Genomic DNA, 17931 nt, shown 5'->3' with positions numbered 1-17931 from the left:
GCTCGTGGTTCGCACAAAAGTAGGCAATTGCCGCCTCTGTTTCAACCTTTTGCCTGTTCAAAGGGATCGAAAAAAAGCCCCTTGTCACTTCTGCCAAGGGGCTTGTTGGTGTCTTAGGTCGATGCGTCTAATGGCCGACTTCGCCGTGGGCCAGGAACCTCTCTGCATCAATTGCCGCCATACATCCTGTCCCTGCGGCGCTTACCGCCTGACGATATGTCGGATCGGCCACATCGCCCGCCGCAAAAATACCCGGGATGTTCGTGGCGGTGCTATGCGGCTTGGTTATGAGGTACCCGACGGGATCCATGTCGAGCTTCCCTTCGAACAACTTCGTGTTCGGCTGATGACCGATACCCAGGAATAGACCATCGCAAGCGAACTCAGTGAGTACGCCGGTCTTCAGGTTCTTGAGGCGAACACCGGTGAGTGACTTCTTTCCCCCCTCGTTCTTCCCCAGCACCTCGTCGACAGCCGAGTCCCAGACAAACTCGATCTTCGGATTGCTGAATGCCCTTTGCTGCATGACCTTTGAAGCCCTCAGTTCGTTTCTTCTGTGAACAATCGACACTTTCGAAGCGAACTTCGTCAGGAACGAGGCCTCCTCTATTGCCGTGTCGCCCCCTCCGACCACCACAACGTGCTGATTCTTGAAAAAGAACCCGTCACAGGTGGCGCACGCAGACACTCCATAGCCCATGTACTCTGCTTCCGACGGAATTCCGAGCAGTTTCGCCGATGCTCCGGTGGAGACAATCACTGTTTCAGCGAAGTACTCCGTACCATCCGAGACTATCTTGAATGGTCTTTTTGAGAAATCAACCTCCGTCACTTCCTGGTAAAGGGACTTCGCCCCGAACTTCTGAGCCTGCTGCCGAATGAGGTCCATCAGTGCCGGACCCATGACACCTTCGGGGAAACCGGGGAAGTTCTCAACCTCAGTGGTGATGGTCAGCTGCCCTCCGGGTTGAATCCCTTCGAATACGACCGGGCTGAGGCTTGCACGCGCGGTGTAGAGCGCTGCCGTGAGTCCTGCCGGACCAGATCCGATGATGATGACTTTGTGACGGTTCGTGTCGGTCATAAGAAGTAAGTATCTGAGTTATGGAGTAGTTGAGTATTGGAGTAGTTACGTATCAAGTAGATGAGTATTGGAACTTGATTCTATGTTGTTGCCTTGCCTGTTCTTCCTTCTTGGACTGCTTTCGCGTTTCGGATCATTCCATTTCTCTTTGTCCGTTTCACGGGACTCTTTTTGAATCGCCTGGCAAACTCTTCCGCAGAGATGTTTTCAAGGTCGGCCAGCCGGGGTTCCACGTTTTCGGCTCTGGGAAAGAATGCCTGCTCTCCCGTCGGCTGTTGAAATCGATTCCACGGACAGACATCCTGACAGATATCACAGCCGTACACCCAATTGTCGAATCGCGGTTTGAGTTCCTCCGGTATCGGGCCCCTGTGCTCTATTGTAAGGTACGAAATACACCTCGTCGAATCGAGGAGATACGCCTCAACGATCGCGTCCGTGGGGCAAGCCGCGATGCATGCTGTACACGAGCCGCAGAAATCCAGGATCGGTTCATCGTATTCCAGCTCCGCGTCCAGGATGATCTCGCCCAGGAAGACCCACGACCCGTATTCTTTTGTGATGACGTTCGTGTGCTTCCCCAGCCAACCGATTCCCGCGCGGACCGCCCAGGCCTTGTCCATCACAGGACCGGTATCGACGTAGGCTTTCGCGTTAACCCCGGGACTTTCTGTTTTGATGCAGTCAACAAGCTGAAGGATTCGCGACGTCATCACGAGATGATAATCATCCCCCCACGCATAGCGGGAAATCTTCCCGGTTTCGATGTTCCAGCTATGTTCAGGCGGAGTGTAGTAGTTCAGAGCGAGCGAGATTACAGATCGTGCGTTCGGGAGCAGCAGGCGGGGATCGGTACGCTTTTCGAGGTTCTTTTGCATCCATTCCATCGTACCGTGATACCCGCGGGAAAGCCACTGCTGCAGCCTCACACCTTCAGATTCCAGACTCCGTGCGCACGCGACTCCGACACCCGAGAATCCAAGTTCGAGGGCCTTCGTCTTGATCGCCCGCGTGAGGATTTGATTCGGCGTCACTTCTTCGCCCAGTCCGGCTCGTCGTTCGGGACTTCGACGAGAATATCCTCGCCAACGACTTTCAATGAGTACCGCTTCAGCCTTCCGCCGCCGATCGTGGCCTTGCCTGAAGCAAGATCAAACGTCCATCCGTGCATCGGGCACGTAATCTCCGCACCGTTGAGGATTCCATCGTGCAACGCAGAAAAATGCTGGTGGGGGCAATCGTTCTGAACGGCATGATAGGCGCCATCGACAGAGAACAAAGCGATGTCAACGTTCTCAATTGTCACACGCATCGATTTTCGAGTACCGAAGTCCGTCGTCCGGGCTACTTTCACAAAGCGATTCATTTTGTTTTCTTTGATGGGGCCGATTAGATCGACATCAATCGTTGATGGACTGCAAAACCCTTCTCCGCGCTCCTGAGCGTGATCGCTGTTGTCGTCGGATCGTGTTCCAGGAACAGGATCCACCCTTCTTCACAAGCCCGGCCGAAAATCTTTTTCTTTTCTTCGATCGTCACAAGAGGTCTGACGTCGTAGGCCATCACATATGGCCACGGGATATGGGAAATCGTCGGAACCAGGTCGCAGCAAAACAGCATCGTGGAGCGGCCGTCCGAGATCTTCGGAAGCTGCTGTGCATTCGTGTGGCCGTTGCACACAAGCAGTTCGATACCCGGGAAAAGCTCGCATTCTCCGTCGATCAGTTCCAGAACCCCATACTCCCGGAGCGGCACGAAGTCATCCCGCATGAAACTCCCACGGTCCTTCTCTGTGGGATTCTGAGAAAGCTCCCATTGCTTTTTCTGGACATGGTATCGAGCGTTCGCAAAGGTAGGAATGATCCTGCCATCCACAACGGTCGTCGAACCTCCGGCATGGTCAAAATGGAGGTGGGTCAGTATGACGTCCGTGACTGCTTCGGGGGAGACGTTGAGGTTCCTGAGCGACTGCAGCAGATCTCCAGCGGTCGTGTTGAGATTGTAGATATCCTTCAGCTTCTCGCTCCATTTAGAACCGTTGCCATCATCAACCAGGATAGTCCGGCCATGCCCCCGAACGAGCCAGCAACGGGCCGCGAGTTCGATCCGCTGCCGTGCATCAGGCGGATTCGACTTGCTCCAGAACACCCACGGAACGACCCCAAACATTGCCCCTCCATCGAGCCAGAAGCGCCCTGTTTCGAGGGAGACAATATCGTATTCACCGATCTTCATTTGCTCCGGTCTCTGATTTCATTCGATCTAAAAACAAAGAAGGCCGGCTGTCACCTGCCATCATCGGCTAAGCGTGATGGTTTGACACCGACCTTCCTACGAACTTAACGCGATCTTACTTTCTGAAGCGTGACGTCGCCGCACTCAGTTCAGTAAACGTGCGATCGGGATGCAGCTTCTTTGCCCGCTCGAAGAGCACGTCCTCGGTCTCCACAATATTCGGATCCGGGACGCAGCAGTCCACCGGACAGACCGCGGCACATTGCTCCTTTTCAAAATGTCCCACACACTCGGTGCATTTCTCAGGAACGATGTAGTAGAAGTCGTTCGAGATTGCCTCGTGCGTGGCTCCGTCCTTCTCCCATTGGACTCCGCCAGCATAGATCGCCGTGTTCGGACACTCCGGCTCACATGCTCCGCAGTTGATACATTCCTCAGTGATAAATGTCGCCATTCAAATATCTCCTTTGATTAAGAAATTGTCAGATAATTGTCAGATATCAATTGCATTCTTGGTCTGTCGAAAATCTCGCCACTCTTCTCCCCGCTCCGCTCACGCCCTTCCAGGATCTCCATCTGATCCTTCAATGATGCACACAACAGATTCACATTCAGGCCCCAATGTGCAGGCAGATAGGGCTCCAACTTTGAGCAGGCTTTCGAGAGCTGGCTGCGGGCCCCTTTGAAATTGTTGTTTTCGAGATGATAGAGGCCAACGGCGGAGTGGATCAACGCCTGCAGGAACACACGGTCTGGTTCGCGATAGCCTTGCCAGAGATCTTCGAGAATATCATGCGCCTCAAAATACCTTCCCCCGTTAAATTCCCTGATTCCCTCGTAGAATCGCTCATCCATTCGATGTGAGTATAGCAAACAGAGGAATAAAAAACAAGCTGTTTGGCCGATATTTTATTGAGTTTCTGTGGTTTTTGAGCACCTCAGTATCATTCTCAGGAAAAACTCTCTTGCGCGTCTGTCTTCGCACCTTCGCAAGCGCATGCCGGGTCCGCGCACCAACCTCCACACGAATTGCTTCTGCCGGAAATGAGAGACTCGGCATGATCGCCGTTCCCTAAGGCCTTGACGGAAAGGGAACAGAATGAAAGAGGCACGGTCCTGTTCGAACCGCGCCTCTTTTTTCACGAACCACCAGAAGCTTACAAGTATTTGTGCTCGAGGATCTTTCCTGCAGTGTCATAGACATAGAGTAGCGGGACACCGGTCGGGATATTCAATTCGATCACTTGTTCCCTCGTGAGATTGTCGAGCTGCATCACGATGGACCGAAGGCTGTTGCCATGTGCGGCGACAATGATATTCTTGCCGGCTTTGATATCCGGGAGAATCTTGGTATCAAAGTACGGAAGTGTACGGGCAGCTGTATCCTTCAGGCTCTCGCTGATCCCCATCGGATTCAACTCGGTCACTTCGCTCGGAGGCGGCACGTCATAGCTTCGCCTCCAGAGTTTCACCTGGGCGTCGCCGTATTTCACTGCCGTCTCTGCCTTGTTCAATCCTTGCAGGGCGCCATAGTGCCGCTCGTTCAACGCCTTGTCATACTCGGTGGGGATGTTCTCCTGACCCGTGATTTTCAGAACAATCTGCAGAGTGTTGATGGCCCTCTTGAGGACCGAGGTGTACGCTTTGTCGAACTTGTAGGCCTTCAATTTCTGACCGGCTTCGTGCGCTTCCTGTTCCCCCTTCGGTGACAGCGGAACATCGGTCCATCCGGTGAACCTGTTTTCCAGGTTCCATTGCGATTCGCCGTGGCGAAGTAGTATGAGATTTGGCATGGTCGTTTCGGTTCTAGTGTGCTGATCGGTGACTTGCAGGAGATGCCACCCGCCATGAAGCATGCTCAGCGGCATCTCTGGAAAGGTACACTATTTTCATTTAACGGTAAAGTACCGGGCTTCGGGATGATGCACGACGAGAGCGGACGTCGACTGCTCCGGCTCCATCTGGTATTCTTCTGTCAGGAAGACCCCGATGCGTTCCGGCTTCAGAAGTTCGAAGAGCTTGGTTTGATCCTCGAGACGCGGGCAGGCAGGATATCCGAAACTGAACCTCGACCCCTGATATCCCTGGCTGAACAACCGCTTGATGTGCGGGGCGTCGTTTCCAGCGATTCCGAGATCCTCCCTCATCCGCTTGTGCCAGAGCTCGGCGAGCGCCTCGGCGCTCTCCACGCTCAAGCCATGGAAATACAGATAGTCTTTATAGCTGTTCGCGTCGTACAGTTTCTTCGCATATTCCGAAGCCCGCTGGCCAACCGTCACCACGTGGCATGCCAGCACATCCATCTTCCCTGATCCGACGGACGCGAAGTAGTCGGCAATGCAGAGATGACGATCATCGGTCTGCCGCGGGAAGGAGAACCGAAGCCACTCTGAGAATTGCGGATTGGAGGGTTCGGATTTCGGATTTCGCATTTCGGATTCAGACTCTTCCGCCTCCTCAGACGGTACGTGATAGATAATGAGCTCGTTGCCATCAGATTGGCATGGGAAATAGCCGTACACGACCTGGGGAACGAGAAGCTGCTCGCGCTTCACCTGTTCCCGCAGGCTCTGGTACTCAGGCAGCACCTGATCATTCATCAACCGCTGGTACTCCTCGTCGCCCATCGTCCCGCGCACGAAGCGCCACTGTCCCCTGATGAGCGCGGTCTCGTTGACATACTTGAAGACTTCATCCAGCGACACGTCTTTGACTATCCGAGATCCCCAGAACGGCGGCTGCGGGATGGAAACATCGGATCTGACTTTCGAACGAGCAGCCGGGGCGGTGTTTCCTCCCACGCCGTGAGCAGATTCAGCGGACTCGACTTCCAGAGCGAGGGCGATCTTGGCTTCAGAGCCGGTCAGCGATTCCGGGTCGGCAGCGATTTTCTTCTCCTGAGACGGTGTCTCGGCTCTGCCGCTTAGAATGTCCTCCATGTAGCGCAGCCCGTCGAACGCATCATTGGCGTAGTAGACATCTCCCTTGTACAGGGGACGAAGGTCTCCATCGACATAACGTTTCGTCAGCGCCGCGCCGCCGAGGATCACCGGGATTTTGAGGTTCCGCTCATTCATGACCTCCAGGTTCTCCTTCATGATGAGGGTCGATTTCACCAGCAGACCGCTCATCCCGATTGCATCCGCGTTGTGTTCGTGGACTGCCTGGAGCATTGTTTCGATAGGGCATCGTATGCCGAGGTTGATGACCCGGTATCCATTGTTCGTAAGGATAATGTCGACGAGGTTCTTGCCAATGTCATGGACATCCCCTTTGACCGTCGCGATCACCAGCGTCCCCTTCTGCGAACCTTCCTTCTTGTCGAGGAACGGTTCAAGAAAGGAGACGGCGGACTTCATGACTTCAGCAGATTGGAGCACAAACGGAAGTTGCATCTGGCCTGACCCGAAAAGTTCACCGACGACTTTCATCCCATCGAGCAAGACCACGTTGATGATATCCAGGGCCGGGATTCGTTTGAGGGCTTCCTCGAGGTCTACGGGTATGCCAACTTTGTTTCCATCGATGATGCGGTTTTTCAGACGCTCCTCGATGGTTCCGCCACGCGGTTCGGTCCTGGCCTTCTCACCCGTCTTCTGACCGGCATAGTAGGCCATCAGTTCCGTCAGCGGATCGTAGACACAACGACGGTCGGCTCCTTCCCCTTCGTACTTGCGCTCGTCAAAGATCAGATGTCGGCAGAGCTCCCGGCCGCGTTCGTCGATCTTGAAGAGAGGCATTATTTTCGACGCGTGGACGATCGCCATATCCAATCCGGCCTCGACAGCGAAATGCAGGAACACGCTGTTGAGTGCGTGACGCAGAGCCGGAGAGAGACCGAACGACACGTTGCTGACACCGAGGCTCGTATGAACACCCGGGAATTCCTGCTTCACAAGCCGGATGCCTTCGAGCGTTTCAAGCCCGGATCTCCTGAACTCCTCCTCGCCGGAACCCAGGGTGAACGTGAGCAGGTCGAAGATGAGGTCGTGCGGCTTCATGCCGTATTTTCCCACGGCCAGTTCGTAGATACGGCGGGCGACGGCAAGTTTGGACTGAGCCGTCTTCGTCATGCCGTTCTCGTCGATCGTCAGAGCTATGACAGCGGCCCCGTACCGTTTGCAGAGGCCGACGACCTTCGCGAGCCGTTCCTCACCGTCTTCGAGGTTGATCGAGTTGACGATGGCCTTGCCGCCGATGCGCTGCAGTGCTTCCTCAATGACCGGCGGCTCCGTCGAGTCGAGCACAAGCGGGATCGATATCTGCGTGTTGAAGCGCGTAATAAGCTCGCGCATATCGGCTGCCTCGTTCCGGCCGGCGTAGGCAACGCACACGTCGAGCATATGCGCCTGCTCGCGAACCTGGTCGCGCCCCATTGCGACCATCGCTTCCCAATCCTCTTTCAGGAGGAGTTCGCGGAACTGCTTGCTTCCGTTCGCGTTGGTTCTCTCGCCGATGAGAATGGGCGGCGGAAGAGTCTGGAACGGAATTGCCTGATAGAGACTGGAGGCCCCGGGGACGAAATCGAATTTCCGCGGCGCGGGCGAGAGGTTTCCAACGGCCTGCACGAGCTGTCGTATGTGTTCCTGGGTGGTCCCGCAGCATCCGCCGACAACCTGCACACCGAGATCCTTCACAAAATGCGAGAGGTATTTGGAGAGCTCGGGGGGCGAGAGATGATAATGCGCCTTGCCGCCGATGTTTTCAGGCAGACCGGCATTCGGCATGACAAATATGGGCTTCGGAGAACTCGCCGAAAGAACCCGGACGTGATCGGACATTTCCTTTGGGCCTGTCGCGCAGTTCATGCCGATGACATCCACATCGAACGGCTCAATGGCGGCGAGCGCCGCGGCAATCTCTGTTCCGAGCAGCATGGTCCCCATCGTCTCGATGGTCACCGAGACAACGATCGGCACGCGTTTTCCACTCGCCTGGAATGCGTCGTGGATACCGCAGAGAGCCGATTTGATTTGAAGCACATCCTGACATGTTTCAAGGCTGAGGAGATCAACACCGCCATCGATGAGTGCCCGGGCCTGGACCTGATATGAATCCGCCATCTCTTTGAATGAGATGTGCCCGAGAGAGGGAAGTTTCGTCGTTGGTCCCATCGAGCCGGCGACAAAGCGCGGATGTCCTTTGCGTGAGTATCCATGAGCGACATTGCGGGCAAGGGAAGCGGCTTTGAAATTGAGATCATACGACGAATCTCCGAGACCGTACTCCGCGAGAACCGTGCTGGCTCCGCCGAAGGAGTTCGTTTCGATGACATCACATCCCGCCTCCAGATAATCCCGATGGACGTTTTCCACAGCGGAGGGCCTGGTGACGACGAGATATTCATTGCAGCCGTTATAATGCTCGCCGCCGAAATCATCTGCCGTCAGGTTCTGACTTTGCAGATGAGTCCCCGTGGCACCGTCGAAAACAACGATCTTCTCTTTGAGTATGTCGAGGAAGGAAATAGGCATCAATGCGATTTGGCTTTTGAATTCAGGTTATTGGAGTATCGGGTGATCAGGCCATCGGATGATCTGACGATTGAACATCGAAAGTACTGCTGATGAACAAAAAACCCGGCACGGAACGCCGGGCAAATGGTCATACATTCTCACCGACGCTTTAGCACCTTCCCCCTGCGTGGCCGCAAGCTGTCGTTCAAATTGCCACACCGTAAATTAAGGACATTTGCCCCGAACTGCAACTTGCCTTCAGAGTCCGGATTGGCGGCATGAAGCACACGGATTCGTGAAGGTGCTTGGTACGACTAAACAGTAATTGTCGATTGACAATTAGAAGCGCTGGTCAGTTCAATATGTATCTCCAAAAGAACGAGGCAATTCCGTGTGTCCGGGATTGCCTCATTCGTTTCCTTCGCCAAATCCTGGAGCGTTGTACCACGATCAGGGAAGATCGAAGCGGTCAAGGTTCATTACTTTGTTCCACACCGCGACAAAGTCGTGCAGAAACTTCTCGAGGGAGTCCTCACAAGCGTAGACTTCGGCCAAGGCCCTGAGTTGGGAGTTCGAACCAAAGATCAGATCGACACGGGTGCCGGTCCACTTGAGTGAGCCCGTTGCGCGATCGCGCCCCTCGAATACCTCATTGTTATCTGCTGTCGCTTTCCACGTCGTGCTCATGTCGAGTAGATTCACGAAGAAGTCATTGGTGAGGGCGTCTGGCCGCTTTGTGAAGACTCCGTGTTGGGACCCTGCGACATTGGTCTTCAGGACGCGCATGCCGCCCAGCAGTACCGTCATCTCGGGTGCGGTCAGGGTCAGTAATTGCGCCTTCTCAACCAGCAGTTCCTCGACCGATACCGCGTAACGGGCCTTCTGGAAGTTGCGGAATCCATCCGTGATCGGCTCAAGCACGGCGAAGGAGGCCGCATCGGTCTGCTCCTGCGACGCGTCCATGCGTCCCGGAGCGAAGGGAACGGACACCTCGTGGCCGGCATTCTTCGCAGCCCGTTCGACACCCGCACAACCCGCCAGAACGATCAGGTCAGCCAATGATACCTTCTTGCCGCCGGACTGTGCGTTGTTGAATGCACTCTGGATACCCTCCAGGGTCTTGAGCACCTTCGCGAGTTGGGCAGGCTGGTTGACTTCCCAGTCCTTCTGCGGGGCCAGACGAACGCGGGCACCGTTGGCACCACCGCGTTTGTCCGAACCACGGAAGGTGGATGCCGATGCCCAGGCGGTTGACACCAGCTCCGACACTGACAGTCCAGAAGCCACGATCTTGCCCTTGAGGGAGGAGATGTCCTGTGCATCAATCAGTTTGTGATTGACGGCGGGGATGGGGTCTTGCCAGATGAGCTCTTCTGCCGGAACCTCTGGACCGAGATAACGCGCGCGCGGTCCCATGTCGCGGTGCGTCAGTTTGAACCAAGCCCGAGCGAACGCGTCCGCAAACTGATCCGGATTTTCCATGAAGCGTCGCGAGATCTTTTCGTAGTCAGGATCAAACCTCAGGGCGAGGTCCGTAGTCAGCATGGATGGCGCATGACGCTTTGACGGGTCCGCCGCATCCGGCACTGTTCCTGCAGCTACCCCCCCTTTTGGCTTCCACTGATTCGCACCCGCCGGGCTCTTCATCAGTTCCCATTCGAAGCTGAACAGGTTCCAGAAGAAGTTGTTGCTCCACTTCGTGGGCGTGGTCGTCCAGATTACTTCCAGGCCGCTGGTGATTGCGTCGCCGCCTTTGCCCGTTCCAAAGCTGCTCTTCCAGCCCAGTCCCTGCTCATCGATACCAGCAGCCTCGGGCTCAGGCCCTACATGTTTCGCATCGCCGGCACCATGGGCCTTGCCAAAGGTATGGCCGCCAGCAATGAGAGCCACAGTCTCCTCATCGTTCATGGCCATGCGAGCAAAGGTTTCGCGGATATCCCGCGCCGCAGCGATCGGGTCTGGGTTTCCGTTCGGGCCTTCCGGGTTGACGTAGATGAGCCCCATCTGCACAGCAGCGAGCGGGTTTTCGAGATCCCGGTCACCGGCATAGCGCTTGTCACCCAGCCACTTGTCTTCGGAACCCCAGTAGATGTCCCCTTCCGGTTCCCAGATATCCTCACGCCCTCCGGCGAAACCGAACGACTTGAAACCCATCGATTCCAACGCGACGTTGCCAGTGAGGATCATCAGGTCGGCCCAGGAAATTTTCCGGCCGTACTTCTGCTTGATCGGCCAGAGCAATCGGCGCGCCTTGTCGAGGTTCGCATTGTCGGGCCAGCTGTTGAGGGGCGCGAAGCGCTGGCTGCCGTTGCCTGCCCCGCCGCGTCCATCTCCGGTGCGGTAGGTGCCGGCACTGTGCCACGCCATGCGGATGAACAGAGGTCCGTAGTGCCCAAAGTCCGCCGGCCACCAGTCCTGAGACTTCGTCATCAGCTCTCGCAGGTCCTTCTTCACGGCCTTCAGGTCGAGAGTCTTAAATTCTTCAGCGTAATTGAATCCTCCACCCATCGGGTTGGATTTTGAGGAATGCTGGTGCAGGACATCGAGATTCAGCTGGTTCGGCCACCAGTGTCGGTTCGTCGTGCCGCCGCCAACGGTGTGGTCGTGGGCTCCATGCGGCACCGGGCACTTGTTTGCTTCGCTCATAATGGCTCCTTTCAGATCGTGATGTGAGTGTGAGTAGTTATCAGGTGATAATACTTATCGAGAAACGCAAAAAAAATCATTCACGCTCTTTGCATGACGCACAAAGCACACTAAAATGCACACTATATCCAAGGACTTTGTTGCCGTGGTTGACTTGTGAGGGAATATGGATGGCCTCCAAATCGTCGTCAGCCAGGTTCACGACCTTCTTGCATCGCACACAGACGATATGATGATGTTGGGATGTCATCGGATCGTATCGAACGCTCTCGTGAAGGGGTGTCAGCTTCGAGATGATGCCGTGCCGCTCAAACGTGTCGAGTGTCTTGTAGACCGTTGCGTGAGAAATGGTAGGGTGACTTGACCTGACGCGGCGGAAGACGGCATCGGGACTGGGGTGCGTCTCGTCACCCGCAACGGCCTTGTAGATTGCCAAACGCTGAGGCGTGACGTTCAATCCCAGAGCCTTGCACTTCTCACGAAAACGCTCGATGTGCTGATTCTTCTTCTTGTCCAATCCCTTTACTCCGTACTTCGGTCTGGCTGGAAGATAGCTACTGTTCTCACAATGGTCAAGTTGGACTCTTCCAGAAATCAATACCTCGCACTACGACCCGTTGATAACTGGAATTGCAGCAAAGCCAAGTTCTTCTTTCTTATATCCAGGGGCGATGATGTGGATTTGACAGTGCCACGAAGCCTGCTAGGGAAGCAGCGTCCATTCTGCGCGTCCCGATATCCCGAGCGAGTGAAGCGAGTCCATGGATCGTCGGGATCTCCTTACGGAGTCAAGACAACTTTCCCAAAGTGTTTCCCGGCCTCGACGATCTGATGTGCCGATCGCACATCTTCGAGAGGCAGGACGCGATCGATGACCGGCTTCAGGAGGCCTCGTTCGATGAGGTTGAAAATTGTGATGAGATCACCTTTTCGGCCCATCGTGGATCCAAGAATCTGAATCTGCTTGTAGAACACGTACCGCAAATCTGTTTTCGCGTCGTAACCCGAGGTGGCACCGCACGTGACCAGGCGTCCCCCCTTCGCCATCGCCTTGATGCTGTCTTCCCACACACTCACGCCTACATGATCAAAGACGACTTCGACCCCTTTCTTGTCAGTTAGCCGGCGGACTTGATCCAGGACACGATGCGTCGTGTAGTTGATGACCTCGTCGACTCCGAGCTCCCTCAGTTTCGTTTCTTTTTCTTCCGTGCTCGTCGTCGCGATGACTCTGGCTCCCAGCATCCCGGCAATTTGCAGGCCGGCGCTTCCGACACCGCTGCTGGCTCCGATCACCAGCACATCGTCCCCCGGCTGCACTTTCGCTTTGTTCACAAGCATATGCCAGGCGGTCAGGAACACCAACGCGGATGCCGCCGCCGCCTCACAACTCACAGACTCCGGCAGCTTGAGAACGTTTCTTCCAGGGACCGAGATGTACTCTGCATCCGCCCCATCCCTATGCTCGCCGATCAATCTGTACTCCCTGCAAAGGTTGTCGTCCCCATTCAGACACTGCTTGCAGTGGCCGCAGGAAATCCCCTGCGCAACGACGACCCTCTCGCCAACAGAAACGTGACGGACAGACTCACCCAACTCTGCCACGACGCCGGACGCGTCAACCCCGGGAATAATCGGCAACGGGAACCGTACACCCGGCAGCCCCTGCCTTACCCAGATGTCGAGATGGTTGACAGACGTCGCCTTGACCTGAACGAGCACGTCATTTGGACCTATCGCCGGTCGGGGGACTTCCTCGAAAACAAGCTTCTCTACACCGCCATGTTCGTGAATTCGGACACATTTCATTCAATTCGCCCGCATTGCTGTGATTGGTGTGAGATAGTATCCAAAATTCGATGGAAATACAAGGAAGGGAGAACCGTGAGCGTACCCGCCTCACGACATTCCGGATGTGAGGAGATCGAACGTGCGCCCTCGTACCGTGAAGGATTTCTTTTCAGTCGGCGAGCCCGTGGCGGCTCGCAGCCGACCGCCCGAGAAATTGCGCTATTGGATCAAGGGCTTTTCTGCCGGTGCCGGGGGTGTCAGAGCCGCGATCTTCATGTCGTCACAAATCAGAAACGATCCCGGATGCGCCCTTTCGCTCTCTTTATTTGGGAGGATGGTCAACCGAACATGAACAAGCGCCGATCCGGCTGGCGATTTGTACTCCTTCGAGAACTCGGACCATTTTGAATTCGTGTCTTCGATGTACTCTTCCACCGTCCCGATCGTACTCCCTGCGGCGTTCTGAAAACACAGGACGATAACCGCCTGGTCCTTCCCAACCGCGTGCACCATGTAGCTTGCCGAGAGGTGGAGGTCCTTTCCACCGGTCGGGAGGTTCTTCTGACATACGAAGCCTGCGACTATCGAGCCGTAGAAGTCTTTGACTTCGCATTTGACAGCATGCGTCCCTGATTTGCAGGTTTTTGAGGCAGACACGACAGTGAGCGTGCCCGGGATGTTGGACGTGTCCCACCCTTCCGGATTCTCTCCGGTAAATTTCTCAAAGTCCCCGTTCTTGACAAGGTTTGAAGATTCCTTTTGAGCGAGAGCAGTGAGAGGCAGGCAACAGACAAGGAGGAGCATACTCGCAACGATCGTTGTCTTCATGATTTCCTCCAGATTGATGCAGGTCGATGCACCGGGCCCGGAAACAAAAAAACCCAATCTTCAGAATCTCTTCAGATTGGGTTCGCTGTTTTTTCCGGCTCGGCATTCGTCCGCAGAGCGTGGGATTATGTTAGTCATTTGCCGCATCGTACTCATCCTTGCTTCAGATGAGCCATCCGGACAATTCACCGGCTACTGCATGATTGCGCACTTCAAAGAACCGATAAGAGGAACGTCAACGCGACCGCCCCGGAACATCAGTTTCTGGACACGAGTTCAGGAATCACACCCGTCAGGAAACTGATGATGAATAATGCCAGCCCGGGCGTTTGCGTTGTCAGAGCAATTTCGTGCTCACCGAACTCCTGATGAGAAACAATGTTGAAATCCCGCGGCCGGTCCACCAGGATGAAACTGAGACCGTTCTCGTCAAACCGGACATCCGCTCCCGCATTTTCTTTTGTGAGCGGTTTCTTGTCCTGCGTTGCAAACACTTTTCCGAAACCTACGCCGTCGTGGCTCATCACGACACTCACTTCGCACGCTTCGTAGGTGAACGATACGCCCCCCTCTTCACCCGCTTCGCCGTTGAACCGGACCCCCTCCCGTTCATTGAACCATTTTCCCTTGAGGTAAACCCGTCCGGCGAGATGGAAACCCTGGTCATCGTACAGAATCGTCGATTCTGGTCCGTGCCCCTCAGGATTACCGAGCGTCCCTCTCAGATATCCGAGCTGGATTTCTCCAGTCGCACGGAAACAGAGTGCTCCGGCAAAATCAGTATCACGGGCCGGCGGAATATGATCGGGGAAAACTCCACGATAGCCCGCTTCGATCAGAAGAGCCTGGAGTGCCCGTTCAAAGCTATCGTAACCCCCTTCTCCGGGATGTGAATAGCGAACGAATCCATCCCTGTCGATGAGGTACCTTGTCGGCCAGATCCTGTTCGAATACGCCGTCCATATGATCGCATCATTATCCATCACCACCGGGTATTCGATTCCCAGTCGCTTCAGGGCATCCTCGACGTTTTCAGGATTCTTTCCAAAAGCGAACTGCGGCGTGTGAACTCCTATGACCGCCAGATCGAATTCCTTGTAGCGATCGAACCATCCCTTGACGTAGTAAAGGGTCCTCAGGCTGTTGGCATTCGAGTAGTCCCAGAAGTCGATAAGGGCGACATTGCCCCTGAGGTCCCTCAAACTCACCGGCTCTGAGTTCAGCCAGAAATTCCCGAAGAGTTCGGGAACCCGGATATTTCCTTTTTCAAAGTTGATCATTCTGAAGGAATATATTCATTTCAATGGGGATTATCAAACGCCGCTGTTTCCTCTGTCAAACACCTTCCCGCTTGTAGGTAGTATCGACAGAAACGACGTCGCTCAGTAGTCTGAAAGGGGGGGTTGCCATTCGCCATGAGAATCGACTCCTGACGAATGATGGAAAGGCAGCATGGTACTAATCTACCTGAGTGCCACCTGATAATGGCTGTAGTGCGACATCACCGATTCGACGTATCCGATAGTCTGGTGCCAATCGGTGAAATACCCGGCACTCGGCTTGCCTGATTGCCAGATGCTGCGATGGAGACTCTGATATCGTCTCGATAGGAGAGGAAGTGCGGTCTTCACCGATTCCCATTTGTTGGGATCGTCACCCAGGTAAGCGGCGACATCCTGTGCGTCGTGAATCCGGTTCAGACCGGCATTGTAGCTTGCCAGGGTCAGTCTTATGTGGTTATCCTCATCAGATGCATCGATGGCTCGATACAGCTGTTGAAGGTGAAATGCCCCGGCTTTTATATTGTTCGAAGGAGTCTCGGTTTCATTGACCCCCAGTTTCCCGGCCAATTCCAGCTGAGTGGCTGGCATTATCTGCATCAATCCGAAGGCCCCCCTATTGCTCACAGCGTTGGCCATAAACCTGGACTCATGCCTCATCACCGCCATTACCAGCCGCCAGTCCAGCTCATATCTGTTGGAGTAATTGCGGACCATCGATCCATATCGCTGGAGCGAATACTCCGTCCGCTGGTCTACTGATGCCAGCCGACCACCGGGATGCTCCCCCGCGAAGGTGGCTTTGATGTCATCGGTCTTGTGAGCCAACGATGACTCGGGCTGGAAACATCCAGTCAATGAGAGCAAGGCGATAAGCAATCCGCCGGACAGCAGAAAACCCTTGATTTTATTGATGTTTTCTAAACTCAAATATCCCCCTTGATGCGTAACTTTCTCTTTTCCTGCGTCAGCAAATCGGTTTCGTCGCATAGAAGCCTCCCCCCTATAACCACAATACCAACCGCTTTGAAATCAACAAGTTCCAATTCTGAGTGAGCAATCTCCATTACCACGAAACTTCAATGGACGGTAGCTCCACTGTTTACCCCTACAATGTACTTGGTTGCCATGACAAAGTCAAGGCTTGAGCATTCCAGCAAATAGAAAACCCCAAAATTAGCGAATTTTTGGGCATTGTATCAGCTGCGAGAGCGGGGCTGCCTACCTGATAAGGTGGAACTGCGTCTGCCGGCCAATGACCCACCGAACTGTTCCATCGCCATCAACAATCACGTCCTCTTCCTGAGCTGACCGTACCACCTGGTTGTTCCACTCGGGGACTTTTGTTCCAGCCTGAAGTTCTATTGAGTACCAGGTATTCGGAATGACCGGGACATCGCCACGATCCGGGACCCCATTCTGCCGATCCCAAAGTCCGATCAAAGTCCCAGCCCCATGACCGTGCTCCCCGATGGGATGTGAATACACTGACCCGTCGATTCCTGCCTTCCTCATCTCAGCAAGTGATTGAGCCAGGATTTGATTACCCGTCAGACCTACCTTCATTGAGCTCACGACGATGTCCTGAAGCCTGTTGCTCACAGACAAAGTGTGCTGTATACCTGACGGAACGTCAGCTTCGCCCTGATTCAGGACGTATGCCATATGCTGGGTATCTGTGTTGAGCCTCATTCCTGTAATCCCGAAATCGCAATGGAGAACATCTCCCCTCTCGATGACCGGATTTGGTGTTCCGGACAGGTCAGCGCCGAACCGTTGGATATCCACTGAGGGCTGGAACCAGGTTGTCATTCCCAATTGCTGGATCTTCTGCCTCATCCACCAGACCACGTCCTGCGTGGTGGTCTTTCCGGGAGTGATGACTGAACTTGAGAAAGCTTCTCCGATGATGGCATGCACTGTCCGCATCATCTCCTCATAGACCTGGAGCATTTCAGGGAGCCGAGTTGCGATGTAGTCGAGGGGCAGCCGGTCTGCCCGAATGACCCTGGGGAGGTACTTTGGCCCGAGAGCCTTCTGCAACTGCTCCCACTCCCCGGCACTCAAACCGTCAGAAAATGCATGGACTGAGGAGATGTTGACCGATATGGTTCCGGGATCTCTCTCTGCAACAAGTTTCGAGAGCAGTTTCCATTGTACGTCGCCGATCAGTTCTGCGTTCTTCAGAGTGGTATCCCGATAGGCAGAGTAGAGCCCACCCTGAGACGAACCTCCAAGAGCCAATCGTTCCAGCCCCTTTTCAGGTCCGCGGTCAGAAAACACATAGATTGTCCGACGCCGCGCAGAGAATGTAGTAGCGGAGACCAGAGAGGAGAACACCGGATCCTCATTGTATTCACGCATGGGGACAATCCACATCTGGACCTTGTGCGCTCTCATGAGAGACGGAAGGACGCGCTCGAGGCGGAGTTTGAGCCATTCCTGCTGGACCGCGTCCTGCTCGCGCAGTGAAGGGAGCGGGGATTTGACCGTCTGCGCCCGTGACTGGACTGAAGCAACCAGTGCGAGACAGAACACGACCATCAATCTCATTATTCCGAGTCTTGACACGGCTTGTACCTTTCGATAAATGGGTTTCATGTTTGGACCT

15 protein-coding genes are annotated in these 17931 nt (G+C 54.8%); all 15 read right to left on the bottom strand.

What is annotated here, in order from left to right; genetic code table 11:
• Nucleotides 1–127 precede the first annotated feature (127 nt).
• Nucleotides 128–1084: a thioredoxin-disulfide reductase gene (gene trxB, locus NTU47_07980; protein MCX6133734.1), complete on the bottom strand. Its 957-nt coding sequence runs from the start codon at nt 1082–1084 to the stop codon at nt 128–130.
• Between the two features lie 80 nt (nt 1085–1164).
• Nucleotides 1165–2118 carry a tRNA epoxyqueuosine(34) reductase QueG gene (gene queG, locus NTU47_07975; protein MCX6133733.1) on the bottom strand — a complete coding sequence of 318 codons (954 nt, stop codon included), beginning with the start codon at nt 2116–2118 and terminating at the stop codon, nt 1165–1167.
• Nucleotides 2115–2450: a Rieske 2Fe-2S domain-containing protein gene (locus NTU47_07970; protein MCX6133732.1), complete on the bottom strand. Its 336-nt coding sequence runs from the start codon at nt 2448–2450 to the stop codon at nt 2115–2117. Before NTU47_07970 ends, queG begins: the two co-directional genes overlap by 4 nt.
• A gap of 23 nt (nt 2451–2473) precedes the next feature.
• Nucleotides 2474–3319, bottom strand: a complete 846-nt coding sequence (locus NTU47_07965) for an MBL fold metallo-hydrolase (protein MCX6133731.1) — start codon at nt 3317–3319, stop codon at nt 2474–2476.
• 115 nt (nt 3320–3434) lie between these two features.
• Nucleotides 3435–3773: a YfhL family 4Fe-4S dicluster ferredoxin gene (locus NTU47_07960; GenBank protein ID MCX6133730.1), complete on the bottom strand. Its 339-nt coding sequence runs from the start codon at nt 3771–3773 to the stop codon at nt 3435–3437.
• A 17-nt stretch (nt 3774–3790) separates the two neighbouring features.
• Entirely contained in the window at nt 3791–4174 is a 384-nt protein-coding gene (locus NTU47_07955; GenBank protein ID MCX6133729.1) for a DUF309 domain-containing protein, read from the bottom strand.
• A gap of 302 nt (nt 4175–4476) precedes the next feature.
• Complete coding sequence (locus NTU47_07950; GenBank protein MCX6133728.1) at nt 4477–5112, bottom strand: 2,3-bisphosphoglycerate-dependent phosphoglycerate mutase; 636 nt, start codon at nt 5110–5112, stop codon at nt 4477–4479.
• A 96-nt stretch (nt 5113–5208) separates the two neighbouring features.
• Nucleotides 5209–8793 (bottom strand): methionine synthase, encoded by a 3585-nt coding sequence (gene metH, locus NTU47_07945; protein ID MCX6133727.1) that lies wholly within the window; start codon nt 8791–8793, stop codon nt 5209–5211.
• 432 nt (nt 8794–9225) lie between these two features.
• Entirely contained in the window at nt 9226–11421 is a 2196-nt protein-coding gene (gene katG, locus NTU47_07940; GenBank protein ID MCX6133726.1) for a catalase/peroxidase HPI, read from the bottom strand.
• Between the two features lie 76 nt (nt 11422–11497).
• Entirely contained in the window at nt 11498–11938 is a 441-nt protein-coding gene (locus NTU47_07935; protein MCX6133725.1) for a Fur family transcriptional regulator, read from the bottom strand.
• A 263-nt stretch (nt 11939–12201) separates the two neighbouring features.
• A complete protein-coding gene (locus NTU47_07930; GenBank protein MCX6133724.1) occupies nt 12202–13230 on the bottom strand; it encodes a zinc-binding dehydrogenase in 1029 nt (342 codons plus the stop codon).
• A 201-nt stretch (nt 13231–13431) separates the two neighbouring features.
• A complete protein-coding gene (locus tag NTU47_07925) occupies nt 13432–14040 on the bottom strand; it encodes a hypothetical protein (GenBank protein MCX6133723.1) in 609 nt (202 codons plus the stop codon).
• Between the two features lie 257 nt (nt 14041–14297).
• Nucleotides 14298–15320 carry a redoxin domain-containing protein gene (locus NTU47_07920; GenBank protein MCX6133722.1) on the bottom strand — a complete coding sequence of 341 codons (1023 nt, stop codon included), beginning with the start codon at nt 15318–15320 and terminating at the stop codon, nt 14298–14300.
• Between the two features lie 183 nt (nt 15321–15503).
• A complete protein-coding gene (locus NTU47_07915; GenBank protein MCX6133721.1) occupies nt 15504–16310 on the bottom strand; it encodes a transglycosylase SLT domain-containing protein in 807 nt (268 codons plus the stop codon).
• 231 nt (nt 16311–16541) lie between these two features.
• Complete coding sequence (locus NTU47_07910; protein ID MCX6133720.1) at nt 16542–17921, bottom strand: M24 family metallopeptidase; 1380 nt, start codon at nt 17919–17921, stop codon at nt 16542–16544.
• Between the last annotated feature and the right edge of the window lie 10 nt (nt 17922–17931).

Source organism: Ignavibacteriales bacterium (genome assembly GCA_026390595.1).
Taxonomy (GTDB): Bacteria; Bacteroidota; Ignavibacteria; order UBA10030; family UBA10030; genus UBA9647.
Note: the sequence above shows the minus strand (reverse complement) of the source record. Positions and strands in the feature narration are given on the sequence as shown.